Annotated in this window: 20 protein-coding genes; 9 read left to right on the forward strand and 11 right to left on the reverse strand. The window is 71.5% G+C overall.

Annotated elements, in window-relative coordinates:
- The first annotated feature begins 11 nt into the window (after positions 1-11).
- From JOD65_RS14365 to JOD65_RS14375, 3 genes are read left to right on the forward strand one after another with little or no spacing between them, the layout of a single operon-like run.
- A complete protein-coding gene (locus tag JOD65_RS14365; RefSeq protein ID WP_191195615.1) occupies positions 12-812 on the forward strand; it encodes an SRPBCC family protein in 801 nt (266 codons plus the stop codon).
- A 38-nt stretch (positions 813-850) separates the two neighbouring features.
- Entirely contained in the window at positions 851-1576 is a 726-nt protein-coding gene (locus JOD65_RS14370) for a 4a-hydroxytetrahydrobiopterin dehydratase (protein ID WP_191195616.1), read from the forward strand.
- 9 nt (positions 1577-1585) lie between these two features.
- Positions 1586-2215, forward strand: a complete 630-nt coding sequence (locus tag JOD65_RS14375; RefSeq protein ID WP_191195617.1) for a CG0192-related protein — start codon at positions 1586-1588, stop codon at positions 2213-2215.
- 7 nt (positions 2216-2222) lie between these two features.
- Here the strand turns inward: JOD65_RS14375 and JOD65_RS14380 are convergent, their stop codons facing one another.
- Entirely contained in the window at positions 2223-3338 is a 1116-nt protein-coding gene (locus JOD65_RS14380) for a DNA glycosylase AlkZ-like family protein (protein WP_191195618.1), read from the reverse strand.
- A gap of 135 nt (positions 3339-3473) precedes the next feature.
- On the opposite strand from JOD65_RS14380, the gene JOD65_RS14385 reads away from it, so the two are divergent.
- Positions 3474-3620 carry a hypothetical protein gene (locus JOD65_RS14385; protein WP_191195619.1) on the forward strand — a complete coding sequence of 49 codons (147 nt, stop codon included), beginning with the start codon at positions 3474-3476 and terminating at the stop codon, positions 3618-3620.
- Between the two features lie 21 nt (positions 3621-3641).
- Here JOD65_RS14385 and JOD65_RS14390 read toward each other — a convergent pair whose 3' ends face one another.
- Positions 3642-5438, reverse strand: a complete 1797-nt coding sequence (locus tag JOD65_RS14390) for an alkaline phosphatase D family protein (RefSeq protein WP_191195620.1) — start codon at positions 5436-5438, stop codon at positions 3642-3644.
- Positions 5435-6451: a zinc-dependent alcohol dehydrogenase family protein gene (locus tag JOD65_RS14395; RefSeq protein ID WP_191195621.1), complete on the reverse strand. Its 1017-nt coding sequence runs from the start codon at positions 6449-6451 to the stop codon at positions 5435-5437. The genes JOD65_RS14390 and JOD65_RS14395 overlap by 4 nt, the downstream gene beginning before the upstream one ends.
- A gap of 114 nt (positions 6452-6565) precedes the next feature.
- Here JOD65_RS14395 and JOD65_RS14400 point away from each other — a divergent pair, with 114 nt between their 5' ends.
- Positions 6566-8089, forward strand: a complete 1524-nt coding sequence (locus JOD65_RS14400; RefSeq protein ID WP_191195622.1) for a helix-turn-helix domain-containing protein — start codon at positions 6566-6568, stop codon at positions 8087-8089.
- A 91-nt stretch (positions 8090-8180) separates the two neighbouring features.
- On the opposite strand, the gene JOD65_RS14405 is transcribed toward JOD65_RS14400, so the two are convergent.
- Complete coding sequence (locus JOD65_RS14405; RefSeq protein WP_307821180.1) at positions 8181-8441, reverse strand: TFIIB-type zinc ribbon-containing protein; 261 nt, start codon at positions 8439-8441, stop codon at positions 8181-8183.
- 35 nt (positions 8442-8476) lie between these two features.
- Here JOD65_RS14405 and JOD65_RS14410 point away from each other — a divergent pair, with 35 nt between their 5' ends.
- From JOD65_RS14410 to JOD65_RS14420, 3 genes are all read left to right on the forward strand, one after another.
- Complete coding sequence (locus tag JOD65_RS14410; protein ID WP_191195624.1) at positions 8477-9280, forward strand: glycerophosphodiester phosphodiesterase family protein; 804 nt, start codon at positions 8477-8479, stop codon at positions 9278-9280.
- 28 nt (positions 9281-9308) lie between these two features.
- Entirely contained in the window at positions 9309-10670 is a 1362-nt protein-coding gene (locus JOD65_RS14415; protein ID WP_191195625.1) for an MFS transporter, read from the forward strand.
- Positions 10671-10929: 259 nt separating this feature from the next.
- Positions 10930-11310: an RNA polymerase-binding protein RbpA gene (locus tag JOD65_RS14420; RefSeq protein ID WP_191195626.1), complete on the forward strand. Its 381-nt coding sequence runs from the start codon at positions 10930-10932 to the stop codon at positions 11308-11310.
- Between the two features lie 24 nt (positions 11311-11334).
- Here JOD65_RS14420 and JOD65_RS14425 read toward each other — a convergent pair whose 3' ends face one another.
- From JOD65_RS14425 to kdd, 7 genes are all read right to left on the reverse strand, one after another.
- The gene (locus tag JOD65_RS14425; RefSeq protein ID WP_191195627.1) at positions 11335-11895 is read right to left on the reverse strand and encodes an FxsA family protein; all 561 of its coding nucleotides are present in this window, start codon (positions 11893-11895) and stop codon (positions 11335-11337) included.
- Positions 11892-12614, reverse strand: coding sequence for a polyprenol monophosphomannose synthase (locus tag JOD65_RS14430; protein WP_191196204.1), 723 nt, complete (start codon positions 12612-12614; stop codon positions 11892-11894). Before JOD65_RS14430 ends, JOD65_RS14425 begins: the two co-directional genes overlap by 4 nt.
- Positions 12615-12640: 26 nt before the next feature.
- Positions 12641-14206, reverse strand: coding sequence for an apolipoprotein N-acyltransferase (gene lnt / locus JOD65_RS14435; RefSeq protein WP_191195628.1), 1566 nt, complete (start codon positions 14204-14206; stop codon positions 12641-12643).
- A 418-nt stretch (positions 14207-14624) separates the two neighbouring features.
- On the reverse strand, positions 14625-15023 hold the full coding sequence (gene kal / locus JOD65_RS14440) for a 3-aminobutyryl-CoA ammonia lyase (protein ID WP_191195629.1): 399 nt from the start codon (positions 15021-15023) through the stop codon (positions 14625-14627).
- Complete coding sequence (kamE, locus tag JOD65_RS24075) at positions 15020-15757, reverse strand: lysine 5,6-aminomutase subunit beta (protein WP_191195630.1); 738 nt, start codon at positions 15755-15757, stop codon at positions 15020-15022. Before kamE ends, kal begins: the two co-directional genes overlap by 4 nt.
- Positions 15754-17343 (reverse strand): lysine 5,6-aminomutase subunit alpha, encoded by a 1590-nt coding sequence (gene kamD / locus JOD65_RS14450; protein ID WP_191195631.1) that lies wholly within the window; start codon positions 17341-17343, stop codon positions 15754-15756. The genes kamE and kamD overlap by 4 nt, the downstream gene beginning before the upstream one ends.
- A gap of 1 nt (position 17344) precedes the next feature.
- A complete protein-coding gene (kdd, locus tag JOD65_RS14455; RefSeq protein ID WP_191195632.1) occupies positions 17345-18424 on the reverse strand; it encodes an L-erythro-3,5-diaminohexanoate dehydrogenase in 1080 nt (359 codons plus the stop codon).
- 174 nt (positions 18425-18598) lie between these two features.
- Here kdd and JOD65_RS14460 point away from each other — a divergent pair, with 174 nt between their 5' ends.
- Positions 18599-20065 carry a KamA family radical SAM protein gene (locus JOD65_RS14460; RefSeq protein WP_191195633.1) on the forward strand — a complete coding sequence of 489 codons (1467 nt, stop codon included), beginning with the start codon at positions 18599-18601 and terminating at the stop codon, positions 20063-20065.
- The last annotated feature ends 109 nt before the right edge of the window (positions 20066-20174 follow it).

A 20174-nucleotide genomic window follows, 5' to 3' on the forward strand; every position in this document is an offset into this window, starting at 1 on the left:
CGGGGCGCCTCGTGCTCGTCGACGCCCACGGTCCCGCCACCGCCGACGAGTCGTGGCGGCGCTTCACCACGCCTGCGACCTGGCCGTCGTGGGCACCTCTGATCCGTGAGGTCGAGGCGTCCGACGACGTGCTGGCCGTCGGTACCACCGGTCGGGTGCACGGCCCGGGCGGTGTGGCCATCGACTTCGAGGTCACTCGCGTCGACCCGGCCCTGCGGTCGTGGACGTGGCGGGCCGGGCGCGGGCCCGCCGCGGTGTCGATGGACCACCACGTCGTCCCGGCACCCGGTGGCGGCAGCCGGGCGATGCTCCGCGTGCCCGCGCCCGCCGCTGCCGTGCTCCAGCCGTACCGGCTGCCCGCCGGCGCGGCGCTGCGCGGGCTCGTGCGCGAGCCCGGTGGCGAGGGTGCGCCCGAGGCCGTCGAGTCGTTCGACTTCGCCTTCGCACCCAACTACGTCGGCCCCGCGCGCGCCTTCGGCGTCACCCCGGCCACGACCACGGTGGAGGTCGGCCCCGCGTGGCTCTTCATCCGCTACGGCCCGTGGCGCCTGGTGACACCGCGGACCAACCTTGCCTCGGCCGAGCTCACCGGCGGCTTCGCGTGGCACCGCACCGCGGGTCCGCCGCACCTGTCGCTCAGCGACCGCGGCGTCTCGTTCACGACGAACGGCGACCGTGCCCTCTGCCTGACCTTCCACGAGCCCGTCCCCGCGATCGACCCCACCGGCACCATCACCCACCCGGGCGCCACGATCGCCGTGGCCGACCCGCGCAGGCTCGCGTCCGCGCTCGGCTTCTCACTCGACGAGTAGCGGGTGCCGAAGGCCCATCCGGGCTAGGGTCGCAGAGCATGGACATGCTGCGGGGCGCAAAGATCGCCGAGGCCGGACTGACCGAGTGGCGCAAGCTGGCGCAGGGACTGCACGCGCGCTACCTGACGGCCGACTTCGCCACGGGAGTGCGCTTCGTCGCTGCAGTGGGCGAGGCAGGCGACGAGGTCGGGCACCACCCGCGCGTGACGATCGGCCAGGGGCACGTCGACCTCGAGCTGGTCACCGCCGACGCGATCTACCGCGACGACGAGGGCACCGAGCACGTCGTCGAGTGGGTGACCCAGCAGGACGTCGACCTCGCCCGCCGGGTCACCGAGATCGCTGCGGAGCACCGGCTGGACGCCGACCCGGCGTCGGTCAGCGAGATCGAGCTCGGCCTCGACGCGGCCGGCTCGGCCACCGTCGCCCCCGTGTGGGCAGCCCTCCTGACGGGCGACGCCGCGTCCCAGGGCCGGGGATCGCCCGGCGACGAGGTGCGCGACGCGACGGGTCGTGTGCCGAACCTGTGGTTCGACGACCTTGCCGCCGACGCTGTCCCGGGTCAGCGGTTCCACGTCGAGGTCTACGTGGCGCCCGAGGTCGCCGCTCAGCGGGTCGCCGCCGCCGTCGCCGCGGGCGGGACCGTCGTCGACGACAGCAACGCCCCCGGGCTCACCGTGGTCGCCGACCAGGAGGGCAACCGGGGGGTCATATGCGCCGACACGTCCGCCGAGACCGAGGACCGAACGGGGTCGGCGTCCTAGGGTCCCGGTATGGGAATCGTGCACAGGGCCACGTTGTCGCCGTCCAAGCAGGAGCTCGTCGAGGCGTGGCTGCCGAGCCGTCCGTGGGCAGAGGGCCGCACGATCGCCGGGAAGGTCGCGGAGTACCGGTTCGACGACCCCGACGGCGAGGTGGGTGTCGAGACGATTCTCTGGCACACCGAGGACGGGTCCGTGCTGCAGACCCCGCTGACCTATCGCGCCGCCCCGCTCGCCGGCGCCGAGTCGCACCTCATCGCCACCACTGCCCACTCCGTCCTCGGCGAGCGGTGGGTCTACGACGGGTGCGGCGACCCCGTGTGGGCACGGACCCTGGCTGCCGCGATCCTCACCGGTGCGCGGCAGTCGCAGATGTTCTTCGAGGAGGACGGCCGCAGGATCGACATCCCGGCGCGCATGGAGGTGCGCGGCAGCGGCCGGGGCGATGCCGCCGACGTGCCCGAGATCGACCGCGTGGACTCCGTGACCGACGACGGCGCCGTCACGACCGTGCTCGCGGGCGCGGTCGACCTCGCAGTCGCCCGCATCGTGGGTACGCCGCTGGGCGAGGGCCGACACCTCGACGGGACGGTCGGCGAGTCCGAGGAGCGGATCGTCCTCGCCGTCCTGCGCCGAGGCTGAGCGCCGCTCAGGGGCGCGCGACCTCGAGCCCCAGCCACTCCCCCAGCGCGTCGAGCTCGGCGTGCACCCGCCGGCGCCGCGCCGCGGACCAGTCGCCGTCCTCGTGCACCGCGTCGACGATCAGCACGCCCGCCTCACGGTCGGCCGTCGCATCGACCTTGCCGACCAGCTCGTCGCCGTCGAGCACCGGCATCGCCCAGTAGCCCCACTGACGCGTCGCGGCGGGCTTGTACATCTCCAGCTGGTAGTCGAAGCCGAACACGTCCTCCATCCGCTTCCGGTCGAAGACCAGCCGGTCCAGCGGGGAGAGGATCGCGGTGCGGCCCTCGAAGTCGTCGAGGTCGTCCAGCCGGTCGGGGTCCACGCGCCACAGCCCGCGTACGCCGTCGATGCGGGCCGCCGCGCCCGTGCCGCGGACGTCGTACCTCTCGTCCCACGCCTCGAGGGCCCGCGGGCGGGCGATGCCGAGCGCCCGCAGTCGCCGTGCGGCGAGCGCCTGGTGCGCCTCCTCCGCGGGCACTGCCGGGTCGCCGGGGTGGATGCGCTCGGCGAGGTCCCAGCGCCGCTCACGGCCCTCGCGCGAGGCGACCGCGACCTCGCCGCGCGCCTCCAGGCACTCGAGGAGCTTCATCACGTTCTTGTCGTTGGTCCACCCGGTCGAGCGCCAGGGCACCTCGCAGGTGTCCGGCAGGTCACGCGCTGCGGTCGGGCCCTCCGCGCGGAGCAGCGCCAGGATGTCGCGGCGACAGCCCTCGTTGGCGGCCACCCAGTCGGCGACGTCCTCCTGCCACTCCTTGAGCGGCGGCTCACCGGGCCAGGCGTCCATGTCGGCGCGGTGCAGCGCGACGTCCTCACTGGGCAGCAGCATGGCCCGCAGCTCGACGAGAGCGCCGTCGCCGACGAGCTCCTCGAGGTCCTCCGGCGCGTACGCGCTCCCGAGGCGGGTCCACAGGGCGAGGTCGGCGTGGTGCGCGACGACGCGGGTGAGGTCGACCTGCAGGAAGCCGAGGTGCCGCACCGCCTCCAGCACGTCGCCGGGTCGCGGCGTGGCGAGCAGCTGGGCGCGTACGGCGATGCGGCGGGCCTGTCGCGGCGACAGCTCGAGGCTCGGAGGGGCGCCCATGCGCAGATCCTAGGACCGGAGACCGGTGTGTCGGGGCCACGCCGGCATGGCCCGAACGGGTCATTCCTGACCCAGATCGGGCATTACCGGCCGGTTCCCGCCCGCACCGCGCCCGGCGGTGCGACCGTTGACGGCATGTGGGACACCGTCGAGACCAGCTCGGTCCACCTCTCTCACGACCTGCCGTGCAGCGAGTGCGGCCACGGTCGTCACACCTACCTGCCGTGCTCGGACACGTGCAGCTGCGCCTACGGGCGCGACCGCGTGCTCAGCAACGCCTGAGCCGCCACCCCAGAGCCGGCCTCAGCGCTCGCGCACCGAGTCGTCCTTCGCACGCCGCCTGACCCGACGGTTGACCTTCGACACGAACCTCTCGCGCGGCGGCGGGTTGCCGTCCTCGTCGAGGGCGTAGGACTCCACCTTCGCCAGCCGCGGCCGGTCGTGGTCATCCACGACCTCACCCGTGACCCACCACATGCGCAGGCTCGGGCCGGCCAACCGGAGGAAGGCCAGGTTGTTGTCGAACCACGGCCCCTCGGCGTAGGTCCACGTGAGGGGCGCGTCGGGCACCCGCGCCGACTTCGACGCCAGCCGCCCCATGGGCCCCGCGACGCCGTAGGAGAGCACCGCGGTCGCGAAACGCATGTTGCGTGAGAGCGGGTTGCGGATCGGCGAGCAGACCGCCTGCAGCACAGTGGAGCGCAGCGCCGGACCACCGTGGCTCGGCCGTGCCTCGCTGACGTAGCTGTGGTGCACGTCGCCGGAGAGGAACGTGACGGTGGACGGCGCCCGCCCACGCTTGCCGGCGGCGACCTCCATCGCCTGGCGGGCGACCTGCTGGAAGCTGGTCTGGAACGCGCCCCAGTGCTCGAGGTCGACCAGCTGGCGGAGCTTCTCCCCCGCCCGGCCGCCGCGCTCTCCCCACGCGCCCTGCGCGAGCGCCTCGCTGAACGCCTCGAGGTGGTGGAGGCCGCGGGCGAGCAGGAACGGCAGCGACGTGCCGATCAACAGGTGGTCGACGTCGCCGCGCAGCTGCTCGTCGAGCCAGGCCGCCTCGTCGTCGTCGAGCAGCGCGCGGTCGTCCGGGTCGAGCTTGCGGGCCGCGCGAGAGTCGACGACGACGAGGCGGGCCTGCGTGTCGAAGTCGCGGGTGTAGCTCCACCGGTAGGTCTGGGGCTGCTGGTCGACCCGGTCCGCGAAGTCGTCGAGGAACGGTCCGAGGTCCTGCTCGGCATCGCCCCGGTGCGCCAGCACCTGCGCGTACACCTCGTCCTTCTCCCGCTCGGCGGGCGACAGGTTGCCGAGGTGCTGGTAGACCCAGTACGACGCCAGGCCGGAGACGATGCGGCCGTGCCACCACGACGTTGCCTCCATCTCGCGGCGCCAGTCCATCGAGGTGTTCCAGTCGTCGCGGATGTCGTGGTCGTCGAAGATCATCGCGCTGGGCACGGTCGACAGCAGCCACCGGTTGGCGGGGTCGGACCAGGCGAGCTTGTAGAGGTGGGCGTACTCCTCGTAGTCCTTGAGCTCGGTCCAGGGCGCCTGCTCGATGTCGCGCCGCGACTCGATGAACTCCCGCATCGCGTCGGTGGTCTCGTCGGCGTAGACCTGGTCGCCGAGGAAGAGCACCAGGTCGGGCAGCCGGTCCGGGTCGAGGTCCGCGTCGGACGGGTCGGCGGCCTCGACCTGGCCGGCGACGCGCAACGCCCACGCGCGCAGGGCGTCGACGCCGTGGGTCTTGTTGCCCTTCTCGTCGTGGGAGACCGACGTGCGGCAGGAGCCGAACGACAGGTGGAGGGGACGCCCCGCCTCCAAGGTGGCGATGACGGGGTCCGGGAACGGCGACCCGGCGGGCGGCCAGACCCGGTCGTCGTCGATCGCGAGGGAGTAGGCCTCGGTGGTGCCGGGCTCGAGGCCGTCGAGCTCGACGAGGGCGTAGTGGTGGTCGTGGACCACGAACGTCGGGGCGGTCGCCGAGGCGGCGCCACGGGTGACCGTGACGGTCGCGGGAGCGGCCGTCTCGACCCAGATGGCCGCCGACGTCTCGTCGACGTAGCGGAGCAGAGGGCCCAGGAGCAGTCGGTCGTCGGGTGTCGTCATGGCTGGAGGAGCACCTTGATCGCGCGGCGCTCGTCCATCGCCCGGTAGCCCTCGGCCGACTCGGCCATCGGCAGCGTCAGGTCGAAGACCTTCCCCGGGTCGATGGCACCGGACAGCACGCGGTCGAGCAGGTCGGGCAGGTAGCGGCGCACGGGAGCCATGCCACCGGCGAGGCCGACGTTCTTCTGGAACATGCGACGCACCGGCAGCTCGACACCGTGCGGCACGCCGACGAAGCCGACGGTCGAGCCCGGTCGCGCGACGGTGAACGCCGTCTTCATCGCGCCGTCGGTGCCGACGCACTCGAGGACGGCGTCGGCCCCCACCCCGTCGGTGAGGTCGGCGATGCGCGCCTCGCCCTCCTTGCCGCGCTCGGCGACCACGTGGGTCGCCCCGAAGGCGCGGGCGATCTCCTGGCGGGGCTCGTGGCGCGACATCGCGATCACCCGCTCGGCGCCCATCTGGGCCGCGGCCAGGACGCCGCTGAGGCCCACCGCGCCGTCGCCGACCACGACGACGGTGTGGCCGGGCTGCACGCCCGCGGCGACCGCGGCGTGCCACCCGGTCGCCATCACGTCGGTCAGGGCCAGCAGGGACGGGATGAGCTCGTCGTCGGGCATCCCGTCCGTGGCGACGAGGCTGCCGTCGGCCTGGGTCACCCGGGCGTACTCGCCCTGTCCGCTCTGGGTGACCCCGAGGTTGACGCACGCCGACTGCATGCCTGCACGGCAGTGCGCGCAGGTGTTGTCGCAGTGGCAGAACGGCACGATCACGAAGTCGCCGACCTTGGTGGTCGAGACGTCCGAGCCCACCTCCTCCACGACGCCGACGCACTCGTGGCCGATGGTCGAGCCCGCACTGACGTCGTTCTCGCCGCGGTAGGGCCACAGGTCGGAGCCGCAGATGCAGCCCGCGACCACCTTGACGATGGCGTCGGTGGGCTCCTCGATACGCGGGTCGGGCACGTCCTCGAAGCGGATGTCGCCGGGCGCATGGATGGTGGTTGCACGCATGCGGCGATCCTGCCACGGCGGTCGGCAGCCGCCCCCTCCCTGGGGGCGAGCGTCCCGGACCGGCCCCGGAGTGCCGATCTCGCTTTATCTCATATCTGAGATACCGTGATCCGCATGGCTGACTACAAGGGTCGCATCGGCAACCTCATCCGCGACGCCCGCAAGCACCGCGGGCTCACCCAGCACCAGCTGGCAGAGCTGCTCGGCACGAGCCAGAGCGCCATCAACCGCATCGAGAAGGGTCACCAGAACCTCTCCCTCGAGATGCTCGCGCGCATCGGCGCGGCTCTCGACTCCGAGATCGTCGCCCTCGGCGCGGGGCCCACGCACCTGCGCGTCGACGGTCCGACGACGCTGTCCGGCTCGATCGACGTGAAGACCTCCAAGAACGCCGGTGTGGCGCTGCTGTGCGCCTCCCTGCTCAACAAGGGTCGTACGACGCTGCGCAAGGTCGCCCGCATCGAGGAGGTCAACCGACTGCTCGAGGTGCTCAACTCCCTCGGCGTGGCCACCCGCTGGGTCGGCGACGACAACGACCTGGAGATCATCCCGCCCGCCGACCTCAACCTGGCCGCGATCGACGAGGCCGCGGCGCGACGCACGCGCTCGGTGATCATGTTCCTCGGCCCGCTGCTGCACCGCTACGACGAGTTCGACCTTCCCTACGCCGGTGGCTGCAACCTGGGTGAGCGCACGGTCGAGCCGCACATGTCGGCGCTGCGACCCTTCGGCCTCGAGGTGAAGGCGAGCGACGGGAGCTATCACGCCAGCGTCAACCGCACCATCGAGCCTTCCCGGCCGATCGTGCTGACCGAGCGCGGCGACACGGTCACCGAGAACGCCCTCATGGCCGCGGCGCTCCACCCCGGCACGACCGTGATCCGCAACGCCTCGTCCAACTACATGGTCCAGGACCTGTGCTTCTACCTCCAGCGCCTGGGCGTCGAGGTCGAGGGCATCGGCACCACGACGCTCAAGGTCACCGGCCGGTCGTCCATCGACGTCGACGTGGACTACGCCCCCGCCGAGGACCCGATCGAGGCGATGTCGCTCCTGGCCGCCGCCATCGTCACCAAGTCGTCCATCACCATCCGCCGGGTGCCGATCGAGTTCCTCGAGATCGAGCTGGCGACCCTGGAGGAGATGGGCTTCCGCTACGACCGCTCCCCCGAGTACGCCGCCCTCAACGGCGAGACCCGGCTGGTCGACATCACCACGCATCCCTCCGAGCTCCGCGCGCCTCTCGACAAGATCCACCCGATGCCGTTCCCCGGCCTCAACATCGACAACCTGCCGTTCTTCGCCGTGATCGCCGCCGTGGCCGAGGGCCAGACGCTCCTCCACGACTGGGTCTACGAGAACCGCGCCATCTACCTCACCGAGCTCAACAAGCTCGGGGCACAGGTCAAGCTCCTCGACCCGCACCGCGTGCTGATCGAGGGGCCGACGCACTTCTCGGGCGCGGAGATCGTCTGCCCGCCCGCCCTGCGCCCGGCCGTCGTGCTGCTCATCGCGATGCTCGCCTCGAAGGGCCGCAGCGTGCTGCGCTCGACGTACGTCATCCACCGCGGCTACGAGGACCTCGCCGAGCGCCTCAACGAGCTCGGCGCCAACATCGAGACCTTCCGGGACATCTGAGACGCGCAGGGCCGTGTCGAGATCCCACCCTCGTGGTGGGTCTCGATACGCCTAGCTCGTGCCTCGCTCGGCCACTCGACCACCGAGGGACTCAGCTGAAGAGCGTCTCCACCCAGGCCCGGGAGACCTTGCCCGCGGCGGGCGGGGCGGTCATGTCGGCGGTGATCCGGGGCAGGGGTGCGGTGTGCTGGCCGGCGTTGCGGTGCCAGTCGTTCTCGGCCTCGACCAGCATCCCCAGGTCGGCGCGCGCGAGGAACACCCCGTGCCCCTCGGGGCACGAGCTGACCGTCGCCTCGCCGTGGGTCCGCTCATCCATCTCGACACCGCACCGGGGACACGTCATGCTCTCCATCCCCTGACGGTACCGCTGACCCCCATACTTCTCGCGTGGAACCACCGCACCCGACTGGACCGGCCTACCTCGACGCCCGACGCCCGCTGGCCTTCGCCCACCGCGGCGGCGCCTACCACCCGGACATCGAGGGCCTCGAGAACACGCTCGCGGCGTTCACCCACGCGGTCGAGCTGGGCTACACCTACCTCGAGACCGACGTCCACGTGACCAGCGACGGGGTGCTGCTGGCCTTCCACGACACGGTCCTGGACCGGGTGACCGACCGCACCGGCAGCATCGCGGACTCGACGTACGACGAGGTGCGGCAGGCGATGATCGGCGGGCGCGAGCGGGTGCCGACCCTGGCCGACCTCTTCGACACCTTCCCCGGGGCGCGGTTCAACATCGACCTCAAGTCCGAGGGCGCGGTCGAGTCGCTCGCGCGCTTCATCGAGGAGCGCGACGCGTGGGACCGGGTGCTCGTCGGCTCCTTCTCCGGCCGCCGGATGAACGCCTTCCGCCGGCGCACGGGGGGCCGGGTGGCCACCTCGGCCCACCCGCTGGAGGTGGTCGCCTTCGTGCTCTCCCCCAGCGCCCGGCTCGCCCGGTGGCTCACCCGTGGCCGACCGGTGGCGTTGCAGGTGCCCCACCGTCGCGGTCGCCTGCTCGTGGTCTCGCGCGGGCTCGTACGACGTGCCCAGGCGGCAGGCGTCCAGGTGCACGTGTGGACGATCGACGACCCAATTGAGATGAACGCCCTCCTGGACCGTGGTGTCGACGGCATCATGACCGATCGCACGGACATACTCAGGGACGTGCTCCGCGCCCGCGGACAGTGGAACGGCCCCGACCAGTGACGTCCGGGGACCGCATGGAGGGGGACGCATGACCGACGTGGACGGCGGGATCGCCAACCTCAAGCCGCTGGAGCAGGCTCGGGAGCAGAAGGCCTGGTACTGGTACGACTGGGCCAACAGCGCCTACACGACCACCATCGGCACCGTCTTCTTCGGCCCCTACTTCATCAACCTGGCCGAGAACGCCGTCGGGGGCGAGGACGGACGGTTCGAGGTCGCCGGGCTCTCGCTCCCGCCGGACTCGCTGTTCTTCTGGCTGATCACGGTCTCCACGATCCTGTCCGCGCTGATCCTGCCGCCGCTGGGGGCGTACGCCGACCGCGTGGCGAACAAGAAGCGGCTGCTGGCGACCCTGGCCTGGATCGGCTCGTTCTTCGCCGCCCTGATCTTCTTCGCCACCGGCGACAACTGGGAGCTCGCCGCCGTCGGCATCGTGCTGGGCAACCTGTTCTTCGGCGCCGCCGGCGTGGTCAACGACTCGATCCTGCCGCTCATCTCCGACGAGGACGACCGGGACAGGGTGTCCTCTCGCGGCTGGGCGTTCGGCTACCTCGGCGGCGGTCTCCTGCTCGTGCTCAACCTGGCCGTCTACCTCGGCCACGAGGCCCTCGGGCTCGACGAGGCGCTCGCGGCCCGCCTCTGCATGCTGTCGGCCGCCGTGTGGTGGGCCGGCTTCACCTTCATCCCCTACCTCCGGCTCAACGACCACCCGCCGGTCGCCGTCGAGCAGGTCGAGGGCAACGCGATCCGTCGCAGCTTCGGCCAGCTCGGCGCCACCCTGCGCGACATGCGCCAGTACCCGATGGCGCTGACGTTCCTGATCGCCTACCTCTTCTTCAACGACGGGATCCAGACCGTCATCGCGTCCGCGTCGGTCTACGGCTCCGAGGAGCTCGGCCACGGCCAGACGATCCTGATCGCGACCATCCTCATGGTGCAGTTCGTCGCCTTCGGCGGTGCGCTGCTCTTCGGCCGGCTCGCCGGCCGGATCGGCGCCAAGCGGACCATCCTGATGGGCCTCGCCATCTGGTGCGTCATCGTGACCGCGGGCCTGTTCCTGCCCGCTGGCAACGTCGCCCTCTTCCTGCTCATGGGCGTGGCGATCGGCATCGTCCTCGGCGGCACCCAGGCCCTCGCCCGGTCCTACTTCTCGCTCCTGATCCCCCGGGGCAAGGAGGCGGAGTACTTCAGCTTCTACCACGCGATGGACCGCGGGACGTCGTGGTTCGGCACGGCCACCTTCGGCATCGTGCTGGCCATCACCGACTCCTACCGGCCGGCGCTGTTCGCCCTGATCGCCTTCTTCGTCATCGGTGGCCTGCTGCTCACCCGGGTCGACACCGAGCGGGGCATCCGCGAGGCCGGCAACGACGTACCCGCCGTGATCTGAGCCCGCCGTCGGCCTGGCCCGCACCCCGGTCGGCAGACTTCACCCCCTGGGGTGAAGTTCGTCTCGCCTGAGCGTGGCCGACGACACCACGAATCCACGGAATTGTGCTGGCCCCGCTACCGTTGAAGATCGTAGAAGTTCCAGGGGCAGCCGAGCCGCGTCGTCACGAGCGGCGTCACGATCCACGGTCTGGCTCGTTGCACCTGGAGAACCCGAACACAACACAACGGGTGTCAGCAACCCAATGGAGGTGGGCACGGTGGCGGAGCGCACACTACGTGGCGCACGGCTCGGCGGCCAGAGTTTCGAGGATGAGCGCGGCATCGAGTTCGCAGCTCGTCAGCAGGTCGGTTATCGGTGCAAGCAGGGACATGACTTCGAGGTCACGATGTCGGTCGAGGCCGACATCCCGGCAGTGTGGGAGTGCCCGCGCTGCGGCGCCGAAGCGCTGAGCACCGCGGGCATCCTCCCGGAGGCCAAGGTCGAGAAGCCGGCTCGTACGCACTGGGACATGCTCCTGGAGCGTCGCTCGGAGAAGGAGCTCGAGGACATCCTCAAGGAGCGCCTCGAGCTGCTGCGCGGCGGCGAGATCGGCCCGGCGCACCTGCACCGCGCCAACAAGAAGAAGCGGGTCAGCTGACCGCCTGATCCAGCTGGTGCAGCGTCACTCGACGACGTCGCCCCGGACCACCGGGCCCCCGGGCCCAGGTCCGGGGCGTTCGTCGTCTCCGGGACCGAAACCGGTTCCGAAGCCAGGCCCGAACCCCGGTCCGGCCCCCGGGCGTCCGAACGGCGTCCCGAAGGTGGGCGCGACCACGAGGCGGCGCTCGACGACCTTGGTCAGCAGTCGGCGAGCAACGGGCCGGGTGAACGGCAGGATCAGCACGATCCCGGCGATGTCCAGGACGAAGCCGGGGCTGAGCATCAACGTGCCGCCGATGAGGATCAGGGCTCCGTCGGCGATCTCGCGGGCGGGCATCCGGCCGTGCTGGAGCGCCTCGCGCAGTGCCGTCCACGCACGACCGCCCTCGCGCTTGATCAGCCACGCGCCGAGCATGCTGTCCAGGACGAGCAGGACGATCGTCCACCAGGGTCCCACGAGCTGGCCGACCTGCAGGATGGCCCAGATCTCGACCAGCGGCACGACGACGAACGCGACGGCGAGGACCGGGCGCACCCAGCGGCGGCGGCGTCGCGGACCTGAGGGCGGGGTGGGTGAGGTCATGCCCGCACCCTGGACCGTCGCAGCTGCCGGCGACGCTCGGAGAGCCCCCACCGGGTGATCATGCGCAGCGACTCGCTCGCGACCTGGCCGCTCATCTTGGAGTCGCCGCGCTCGCGCTCGATGAACTCGATCGGCACCTCCGTCAGGCGGAGGCCGCGGCTCACGGTGCGGTAGGCGAGGTCGGTCTGGAACACGTATCCAGTAGACCTCACCGAGCCAAGGTCGATCGCCTCGAGTGTCGTACGACGGAACAGGCGGTAGCCGGCGGTCGCGTCCTTGACGCGGATCCCGAGCAGCAGCCGGACGTAGAGGTTGCCGCCGCGCGACAGCAGCAGGCGCTGGGCGGGCCAGTTGACCACCGAGCCGCCCGGGACGTAGCGCGAGCCGATCACGAGGTCGGCGGTGTGCAGGGCGTCGATGAGCCGCTGCAGCTGCTCGGGCTGGTGGGAGCCGTCGGCGTCCATCTCGCCGATGACGTCGTAGCCGGCGCGGAGCGCGACGTCGAAGCCGTGGAGGTAGGCGGCGCCCAGTCCGGCCTTCTCGGTGCGGTGCACGACCTGCACGGCCGGGTCGGCGGCGGCCAGGCGGTCGGCGAGGTCACCGGTGCCGTCGGGACTGTTGTCGTCGACGACCAGCACGTCGACGCCGGGCTGGGCGGCACGCAGCCGCCCGACGATCCACTCGAGGTTCTCCGACTCGTTGTAGGTCGGGACGACCATCACACAGCGGCCGAGGCCGTCGACACTCACGCGGGAGTACCTCGCTCTAGGGGTTGCCGGGGCTGCTGGGGCTCCTGCAGGTGGTGGTCGGCGCGGTCGCGCTGCCGGCGACGACGATAGGTGACGAGCACGAAAGCCGTGTGCAGGACGAGGAAGAGCATCACGAGTCGTCCGGGCCAGACGCCGAGCCGGACAGCGAGGGTGCGGGTCGTGCTGAGGCCGACGTCCTCCACGAGGACCTCCTGCCCGCGTGCCGGGACCGAGGCGACGACGGAGCCGTCAGGGCGTACGACGCCGGAGATGCCGTTGATCGCTGCCACCACGACCCAGCGACCGGTCTCCTGCGCGCGTAGACGGCTGATCTCGAACTGCTGCGCGAGCTGGCCGGTGCGGCTGAACATCGCGTTGCTCGTCTGCACCGTGACCAGCTCGGCGCCGCGCGACACCTGGCCGGCGATGCCCTCGTCGTAGGCCACGTCGAAGCAGATCGCGTCGGCCACGCGCAGGCCGCCGATCCGGATCGGCTCCAGGCTGGTGCCGCGGACCATGTCGCGCGGCACCTCGGTGAGCCGGCCGTAGGTCGACGGCATCCAGCTGCTGCCGCGGAACGGGATGTACTCGCCGTAGGGCACCGGGTGCCGCTTGGTGTAGCGGTCGCCGCTGCCGAGGCCGGGCTGGTAGACGATCCCCTGGTTGAGCACCTGGGTGTCGTCGAGCGGGTTGCTGTTGGTGCCGCCCACGAGGATCGGCACGCCGATCGCGTCGGAGGCCGCGACTATGCCGGCATGGACCTCGGTGTCGAGGAACGGGTCGACGGCCGTGGAGTTCTCCGGCCAGACCACGAAGTCGGGGAGCGGCTCGTCCCCCGCGGCGACCGCGTCGGCGAGGTCCTCGGTGAGCCGCACGTGGTTGGCCGTCACCTCACGATGGACGGCCGGCACGTTGAGCCCCGTGCCGGGCACGTCGCCCTGCACGGCCGCGACCGTGGCCGTGCCGCTGCGCTCGAGCGGAAACGGCACGAGTGCCGGCGCGAGGGTCACGACGGCCAGCCCGGCCACGACGGCGTACGTCGCCCGCGTGGGCGAGCGCGCGTGCAGCACGACCCACGCGAGCGTCGTGCCGGTCAGCGCGACGAGGAAGCTGACGCCCGTCATGCCGATCCACGGCAGGGCGTCGGCCCACGGCGTGTCGGCGGTCGCGTAGACCAGCCGGCCGAACGGCATCCCGCTGAAGGGGAACCCGCTGCGCCACGTCTCGATCCCGACCCACCAGAGCGCGGCGAGGACCGGCCACGCGCGCACCCGCATGCTCCACGAGATCCCGATGCCGAGCGGCACGAAGAAGGCCGCCTCCATCGCGCACATCGCGATCCACGCGTCCGTGCCGACCGAGCGCATCCAGACCATCACGGCGTAGACGAAGGCCACGCCGAAGACCAGGCTCGGGAGCCACGCCCGTCGCGGTCCGAGGCCACGCACGCACAGGACGAGCACCGCGATCGCGAGGGGCATCAGCCACGAGTACCCGACCGGCTCGAACGCAGCCGCCAGCGCGAGCCCGCCGGCGAGGGCGAGGAGGCAGCGGAGCAACACGCACAGACCGTAGCCGACGGCCCGATGGGGAGGATCGAGTGCCTGCAGCGGTGCGGGAGGAACCGGGGGGCTTCGGACCAACACGCACCCGTCTGGCTGACGAGCGCGCGAAGTTGTCTACGGCCCCGTGGTCCCTCCCGCATCCAGCCCCCGCGGGGCGCCGCCGACCGGTCGACGGGCGGTGGGCACCGCTGGCTCCGCGTGCCCCACGCTCGTCTCCGCTCTGTCGAAGGCGCCACCCGCGAGCTGCACAGGCGGACCCGGGAACCCTCTCGCCCTCGCGAGGAGGTGTCAACACCTCCCTGACCTGCGACGACGTGCGTTCCTGCAGGTCAACGGACCGGGGGTCGGGCGAAACTTGTCCGACAAATCTCAGCGCTGTCGGCGTGTCGACGCATGACACGCCGACGATGGGGAATCAGCCGCGCGGTGCGGGCGGGACGACGACCGTGCCTGTCGCGGTCGTGGCGACCACCGGCGGGTCGAGGACCTCCGCGCGCCCGGGTGCGTCGTCGCTCGGAGCGCCCCTCCCGACGACGTTCACGGCGAAGTCCATCACCCGGCTCCGCGTCCCCTCCTTCACCAGCGTCGCGGTGATCTCGAGGACGTCGCCGGCCCGGACGGGCGCCCGGAACTGCACGTCGGAGTAGGACGCGAACAAGCCTTCGTCGCCGTCGAGGACGATGCACATCTCCGTGGCCACGTCGCCGAACAGGCCGAGGCTGTAGGCCCCGTCGACGAGGTTGCCGGCGTAGTGGGCGTGGGAGTAGGGGACGTAGCGGCGGTGGGTGACCACGGTGCCGGTGCGATCGCTCATGAAGCCTTCTCCTGGGTGAGTCGGTGGACGATGAACGACGCGACCTCGCCCGGCGTCGTACCCCTGCTGAAGACGCGGTCGACGCCGAGCTCGCCCGCCATCGTCTCGTCGAAGCGAGGTCCGCCGACGACGAGCAGGGGGCGCTTGGCTGCCGGGTAGGCCTCGCGGAAGGCCGCGGACATCTCGCGGGTGTTGAGCAGGTGGGCGTCGCGCTGGGTGACCACCTGCGAGACGAGCACGGCGTCGGCCTTCTCCTCGCGGGCGGCCTCGACGAGCTGCGGGACGGACACCTGGGCGCCGAGGTTCACGACCTTGAGCTCGCGGTAGTACTCCAGGCCCTTCTCCCCCGCGAACCCCTTGATGTTGAGGATCGCGTCGATGCCGACGGTGTGGGCGTCGGTGCCGATGCAGCCGCCCACGACCACCAGGCGGCGGCGCATCGACCGCTTGATCGCGGCGTTGGCCTCCTTGGGCGTCAGCAGCGGGTAGTCGCGCTCCACGACCTCGACCGTGCTCGGGTCGACGAGGTGGTTGACCCGGCCGTAGACGACGAAGAACGTGAAGCCCTCCCCCATCGGCTTGGCGTGGACGACCAGCGCCGGGTCCATGCCCATCTTGTTGGCCAGCTGCGCCGCGGCGCCCTCGGCGACCTTGGAGTGCTCGATCGGGAGCGTGAAGGACAGCTGCACCATGCCGTCGCCGGTGGTGTCGCCGTAGGGACGGATGAGGCTCACTTGTCTCCTTCGAGGATCTCGGTCGCCGGGTTGTAGTAGTCGGGCGCCTTCTCCGCGACGCCGTCGAGGCCCCTGCCCTTGTCGGCCGGGCGCTTCATCAGGCCGAAGGTGCCGTCGGCGATCGCCGAGAGCAGCGGCGGCTCCCCCGGGACGCTGCGGTCGGCCTTGATGTCCTCGAGCAGGCCGATCGCCTCACCCAGCACCTCGCGGGCGCGGGAGGCGATGAACCCGTCGGGCGACGGGTGGAAGTCCTCGCGCAGGTTGCCGGCGGCGTTCATCACGTAACGGACGTTCTGCAGGGCCAGGTCTCGGTCGGAGATCCACGGGGTCACGACCGCCTCGGTCATCATGCCCACGAGCAGGATGCCCTGGCCGGTCATGGCACCGACGAGGTTGAAGAAGCCGTCGAGCAGGTAGCCCTTGAAGATGTCGCCGGTCATGTGCCGCGTGGGCGGCATCCACTTGAGCGGCGCGTCCGGGAACAGCTCGCGGGCGAGCATGGCGTGGGCCAGCTCGAGCCGGAACGAGTCGGGCACCTCGGGGTCGATCTCGAAGGCGTGGCCCAGGCCCAGCTGCCAGTCCTCGAGACCGGCCTCCTTGGCGAAGTACTCGTTGAGCAGCTGGCTCGTCGTGACCGTGTGGGCGGCCTCGATCGCGTCGGCGGTGGTGAGGTAGTTGTCCTCGCCGGTGTTGATGATGATCCCCGCCCGGGCGTGGACCTGTCGGCTGAAGCGCTGGTCGACGAAGGTGCGGATCGGGTTGATGTCGCGGAAGAGGATCCCGTACATCGAGTCGTTGAGCATCATGTCGAGCCGCTCGAGGCCGGCCAGCGCAGCGATCTCCGGCATGCACAGTCCGGAGGCGTAGTTGGTGAGGCGGACGTAGCGACCGAGCTCCCTCGACGTCTCGTCGAGGGCGGCCCGCATGAGGCGGAAGTTCTCCTGCGTGGCGTAGGTGCCGGCGAAGCCCTCGCGGGTGGCGCCCTCCGGGACGAAGTCGAGCAGCGACTGGCCGGTCGAGCGGATCACGGCGATGACGTCGGCGCCCTCGCGGGCGGCGGCCTGCGCCTGCGGGATGTCCTCGTGGATGTCGCCGGTGGCGACGATGAGGTAGATCCAGGGCTTGCTCGGGGCGTCGCCGACCTTCGCGATCATCCGCTCGCGGGCGACACGCTGCCGGTCGACCTGCTTGATGCCGGCCCCGACCGCCTTGCGGGCGGCGGCGCTTGCGCGCTTCGCGTCCCTGCCCTCGGGCACGCGGAACGTCACCGAGCCGGCGGCCGCCTTCTGGGCGAGCGTGAGCAGGTCGTCGCCCTCGCCGCGGAGCAGGGCGTCCCACACCGGCAGGCTGACCCCGTGCTCGAGCCCGACGTCGGCGCGTACGACGTCGGCGAGCCGGTTGACCCACGGGGTGCCGTCGGGGTCGGCGCCGCCGAGCCCGGCGAGGCGCAGGGTGGCGCGCTCGACGCTCACCGTGGTGTGGCGCTGGGCGAGGTCGACGATCGGCTTGCCGACCTGGCGGGCCAGCGTGCGGGCACGGCGTACGTCGCCGCGGTCGATGCCGAGGGCGCTCGTGGGGCGGGCCATGTCAGATCCTCCGCTCGAAGAGTCCGCGGACGCCGGCGTCGCCGCGTAGCAGCTCCATCGCGTAGGCGGCGTGGCCCGGGACGTAGCCGTTGCCGACGAGCATCCGCACGTCGGCGGCCAGGCCCTCCGCGCCCAGGGCGGCGGCGCTGAAGCTGGTGGCCATGGAGAAGAAGATCACGGTGCCGCCCTCGGCGGTGGCGAGGATGGCGCCGCCCTCGCACCCGGGGACGTCGACGCACACGACCGTGACGTCCGCCGGGCCGCCGGCGGCGGTGACGGCGTCCCGCAGCGCGATCGGGTCGCGGGCGTCAGCGACCGCGACGGCGTCGGCGAGGCCGGCAGCGGTGAGCAGGTCGTGCTCACCCTCGTGGGGCACGACGCCGATCGTGCGGGCGGCACCGGCCTTGCGGGCGGCGGCCAGGCTGAGGGAGCCGGACTTGCCCGCCCCTCCGATGACGGCGACGACCGGGGCGTGACCGCGGGCGACGTACTCCTCCACGACGCGGGCGGTGAGTGCCGGGGCTCCGCACACGTCCATCACGCTGAGCGACAGGGCGGGTTCGAGGTCGTCGGGGATGACGGCGGCGATCGATCGGCCGAAGAGCACGGCGTAGCCGTCGCACGGCACCTGCTCGCTGTCGCCGTCCCAGCGGGCCAGGCCGTCCTCGATGACGAGCGGGGTCAGCGTGAGGCTGACCAGGGTCGCGACGCGGTCCCCCACCGCGAGGCCGAGCGGCGACTCGGGTCCGACCTCCTCGACGGTGCCGACGAGCATCCCGCCGGAGCCCGTCTCGGGGTTCTGCATCTTGCCGCGGCTGGCGACGATGTCGAGCACCTCGGCGCGGACCGCGTCGCCGTGCTTCTCGCCGTACTTCGTGTGCTTGCGCTCGAGCTGGCGGAACGACGCGGCGTCGAGGTTGAGCCGCTCGACGCGGATGCGCACCTCGTCGGGCCAGAGCTCGGCGCGGGTGTCGAGCCGGCGGGCGGCCTGGGGCAGCACCGCACCCTCGTCGAGGACGCGGTGCAGGCCGGTCGGGTCGCTGGTGCGGACGTCCGCCTGGATGTCCGAGGAGGTCTTCATGCAGGGCATCCTTCTAGGTTCGTCGCGTTGAACCGCAAATCTTGCGGCGTGGCATTGGACTCGCCGCATGTTCTCCACGTACTCTCCCAGATGTGTCGCCGCACACACAACCGGCGCGCCGTCAGACCTGACCCCGCCGCCCGAGGCGGTCCGGGGCCACCGCGAGGAGAACCCATGAGCATCGAGACCGCCACCTCGCTGGAGGGGGCACTCGCCACCGGCCAGCCCTACCCCTACCAGCGGGTCGAGCTCGTCGAGCCCGACTGGACGCGCTTCCCCGGCTGGTCCGACGTGACCGCCGCGGACTGGGCGTCCGTCCAGTGGCAGCGCGCCCACTGCATCAAGAACGTCAAGCAGCTGCGCGAGCTGATGGGCGACCTCCTCGACGAGCGCTTCTACGCCGACCTCGAGCGCGACCAGGCCGAGCGGGCCACGATGTCGATGCTCGTCCCGCCGCAGATGATGAACACGATGGTGCCGACGGTGTCGCCGGCGGGCCCGGGCTCGCTGACCGAGGCGTTCTACGCCGACCCGGTGCGCCACTACATGGTCCCGGTCTTCAGCGACCGCCGCACCGACTGGCCCTCCCACCCGCACGCCGCGCGCGACTCGCTCCACGAGCACGACATGTGGGCGACCGAGGGCCTCACCCACCGCTACCCCACCAAGGTGCTCGCCGAGCTGCTGCCGACGTGCCCGCAGTACTGCGGCCACTGCACCCGCATGGACCTCGTCGGCAACTCGACCGCGGTCATCGACAAGCTGAAGTTCGCCGGCAAGCCCAACGACCGGCTCGGCGACATGATCGACTACCTGCGTCGTACGCCGTCCGTGCGCGACGTCGTGGTCTCCGGCGGCGACGTCGCCAACATGCCGTGGCCGCGTCTCGAGGCGTTCCTCATGGCGGTGCTCGAGGTGGACAACATCCGCGACATCCGGCTCGCGACCAAGGCCCTCATCGGCCTGCCGCAGCACTGGCTGCAGCCCGACGTGGTCGAGGGCGTCGCCCGTGTCGCCGCGGTCGCGCGCTCGCGCGGCGTCTCGCTCGCGATGCACACCCACGCCAACCACGCGAACTCCATCACGCCGATCGTGGCCGAGGCCTCGCGGGCGATGCTCGACGCCGGCCTGCGCGACGTACGCAACCAGGGGGTGCTGCTCGACGGCGTCAACGCCGACCCGCACGCCCTGCTCGACCTGTGCTTCCGGCTCCTCGACGGCGCGCAGATCATGCCCTACTACTTCTACATGTGCGACATGATCCCGTTCTCGGAGCACTGGCGGGTCTCGCTCGCCGACGCGCAGCGCCTGCAGCACCACATCATGGGCTACCTGCCGGGCTTCGCCACGCCGCGCATCGTCTGCGACGTGCCCTTCGTCGGCAAGCGCTGGGTCCACCAGAACGCCGACTACGACACCGAGCACGGCATCTCCTACTGGACGAAGAACTACCGCACCTCGATCGAGGCCGACGACATCGAGGCCCTCTCGCGCTACTACGAGTACTACGACCCGATCCACACCCTCCCCGAGTCCGGCCAGCAGTGGTGGGAGCAGCACGGGCGCCTCGACGAGGCCTCCCTCAAGGCCGCCGAGATGGCCGAGGCGTCGCGCCGTACGGCTGCCCTCCAGGCCTGGTAGGTCCGCCGCCTGCCCGCCCCGCGGTCCCGCAACCTGTCGAAGTCCCCGCACGTGCGGGGACTTCGTCACGTGTAGGCCGCTGCAACACCCACTGTGTGTCGGACTCGCC

Source organism: Nocardioides cavernae (assembly GCF_016907475.1).
In the GTDB taxonomy this organism is placed as follows: domain Bacteria; phylum Actinomycetota; class Actinomycetes; order Propionibacteriales; family Nocardioidaceae; genus Nocardioides; species Nocardioides cavernae.

Bases quoted from the DNA above. Each gene is read 5' to 3' on its own strand.
- JOD65_RS14370 (WP_191195616.1), top strand. From the start codon at position 851: ATGGACATGCTGCGGGGCGCAAAGATCGCCGAGGCCGGACTGACCGAG.
- JOD65_RS14375 (WP_191195617.1), top strand. From the start codon at position 1,586: ATGGGAATCGTGCACAGGGCCACGTTGTCGCCGTCCAAGCAGGAGCTC.
- JOD65_RS14380 (WP_191195618.1), bottom strand. From the start codon at position 3,338: ATGGGCGCCCCTCCGAGCCTCGAGCTGTCGCCGCGACAGGCCCGCCGC.
- JOD65_RS14385 (WP_191195619.1), top strand. From the start codon at position 3,474: ATGTGGGACACCGTCGAGACCAGCTCGGTCCACCTCTCTCACGACCTG.
- JOD65_RS14390 (WP_191195620.1), bottom strand. From the start codon at position 5,438: ATGACGACACCCGACGACCGACTGCTCCTGGGCCCTCTGCTCCGCTAC.
- JOD65_RS14395 (WP_191195621.1), bottom strand. From the start codon at position 6,451: ATGCGTGCAACCACCATCCATGCGCCCGGCGACATCCGCTTCGAGGAC.
- JOD65_RS14400 (WP_191195622.1), top strand. From the start codon at position 6,566: ATGGCTGACTACAAGGGTCGCATCGGCAACCTCATCCGCGACGCCCGC.
- JOD65_RS14405 (WP_307821180.1), bottom strand. From the start codon at position 8,441: ATGGAGAGCATGACGTGTCCCCGGTGCGGTGTCGAGATGGATGAGCGG.
- JOD65_RS14415 (WP_191195625.1), top strand. From the start codon at position 9,309: ATGACCGACGTGGACGGCGGGATCGCCAACCTCAAGCCGCTGGAGCAG.
- JOD65_RS14425 (WP_191195627.1), bottom strand. From the start codon at position 11,895: ATGACCTCACCCACCCCGCCCTCAGGTCCGCGACGCCGCCGCCGCTGG.
- JOD65_RS14430 (WP_191196204.1), bottom strand. From the start codon at position 12,614: ATGGTCGTCCCGACCTACAACGAGTCGGAGAACCTCGAGTGGATCGTC.
- kal (WP_191195629.1), bottom strand. From the start codon at position 15,023: ATGAGCGATCGCACCGGCACCGTGGTCACCCACCGCCGCTACGTCCCC.
- kamD (WP_191195631.1), bottom strand. From the start codon at position 17,343: ATGGCCCGCCCCACGAGCGCCCTCGGCATCGACCGCGGCGACGTACGC.
- kdd (WP_191195632.1), bottom strand. From the start codon at position 18,424: ATGAAGACCTCCTCGGACATCCAGGCGGACGTCCGCACCAGCGACCCG.
- JOD65_RS14460 (WP_191195633.1), top strand. From the start codon at position 18,599: ATGAGCATCGAGACCGCCACCTCGCTGGAGGGGGCACTCGCCACCGGC.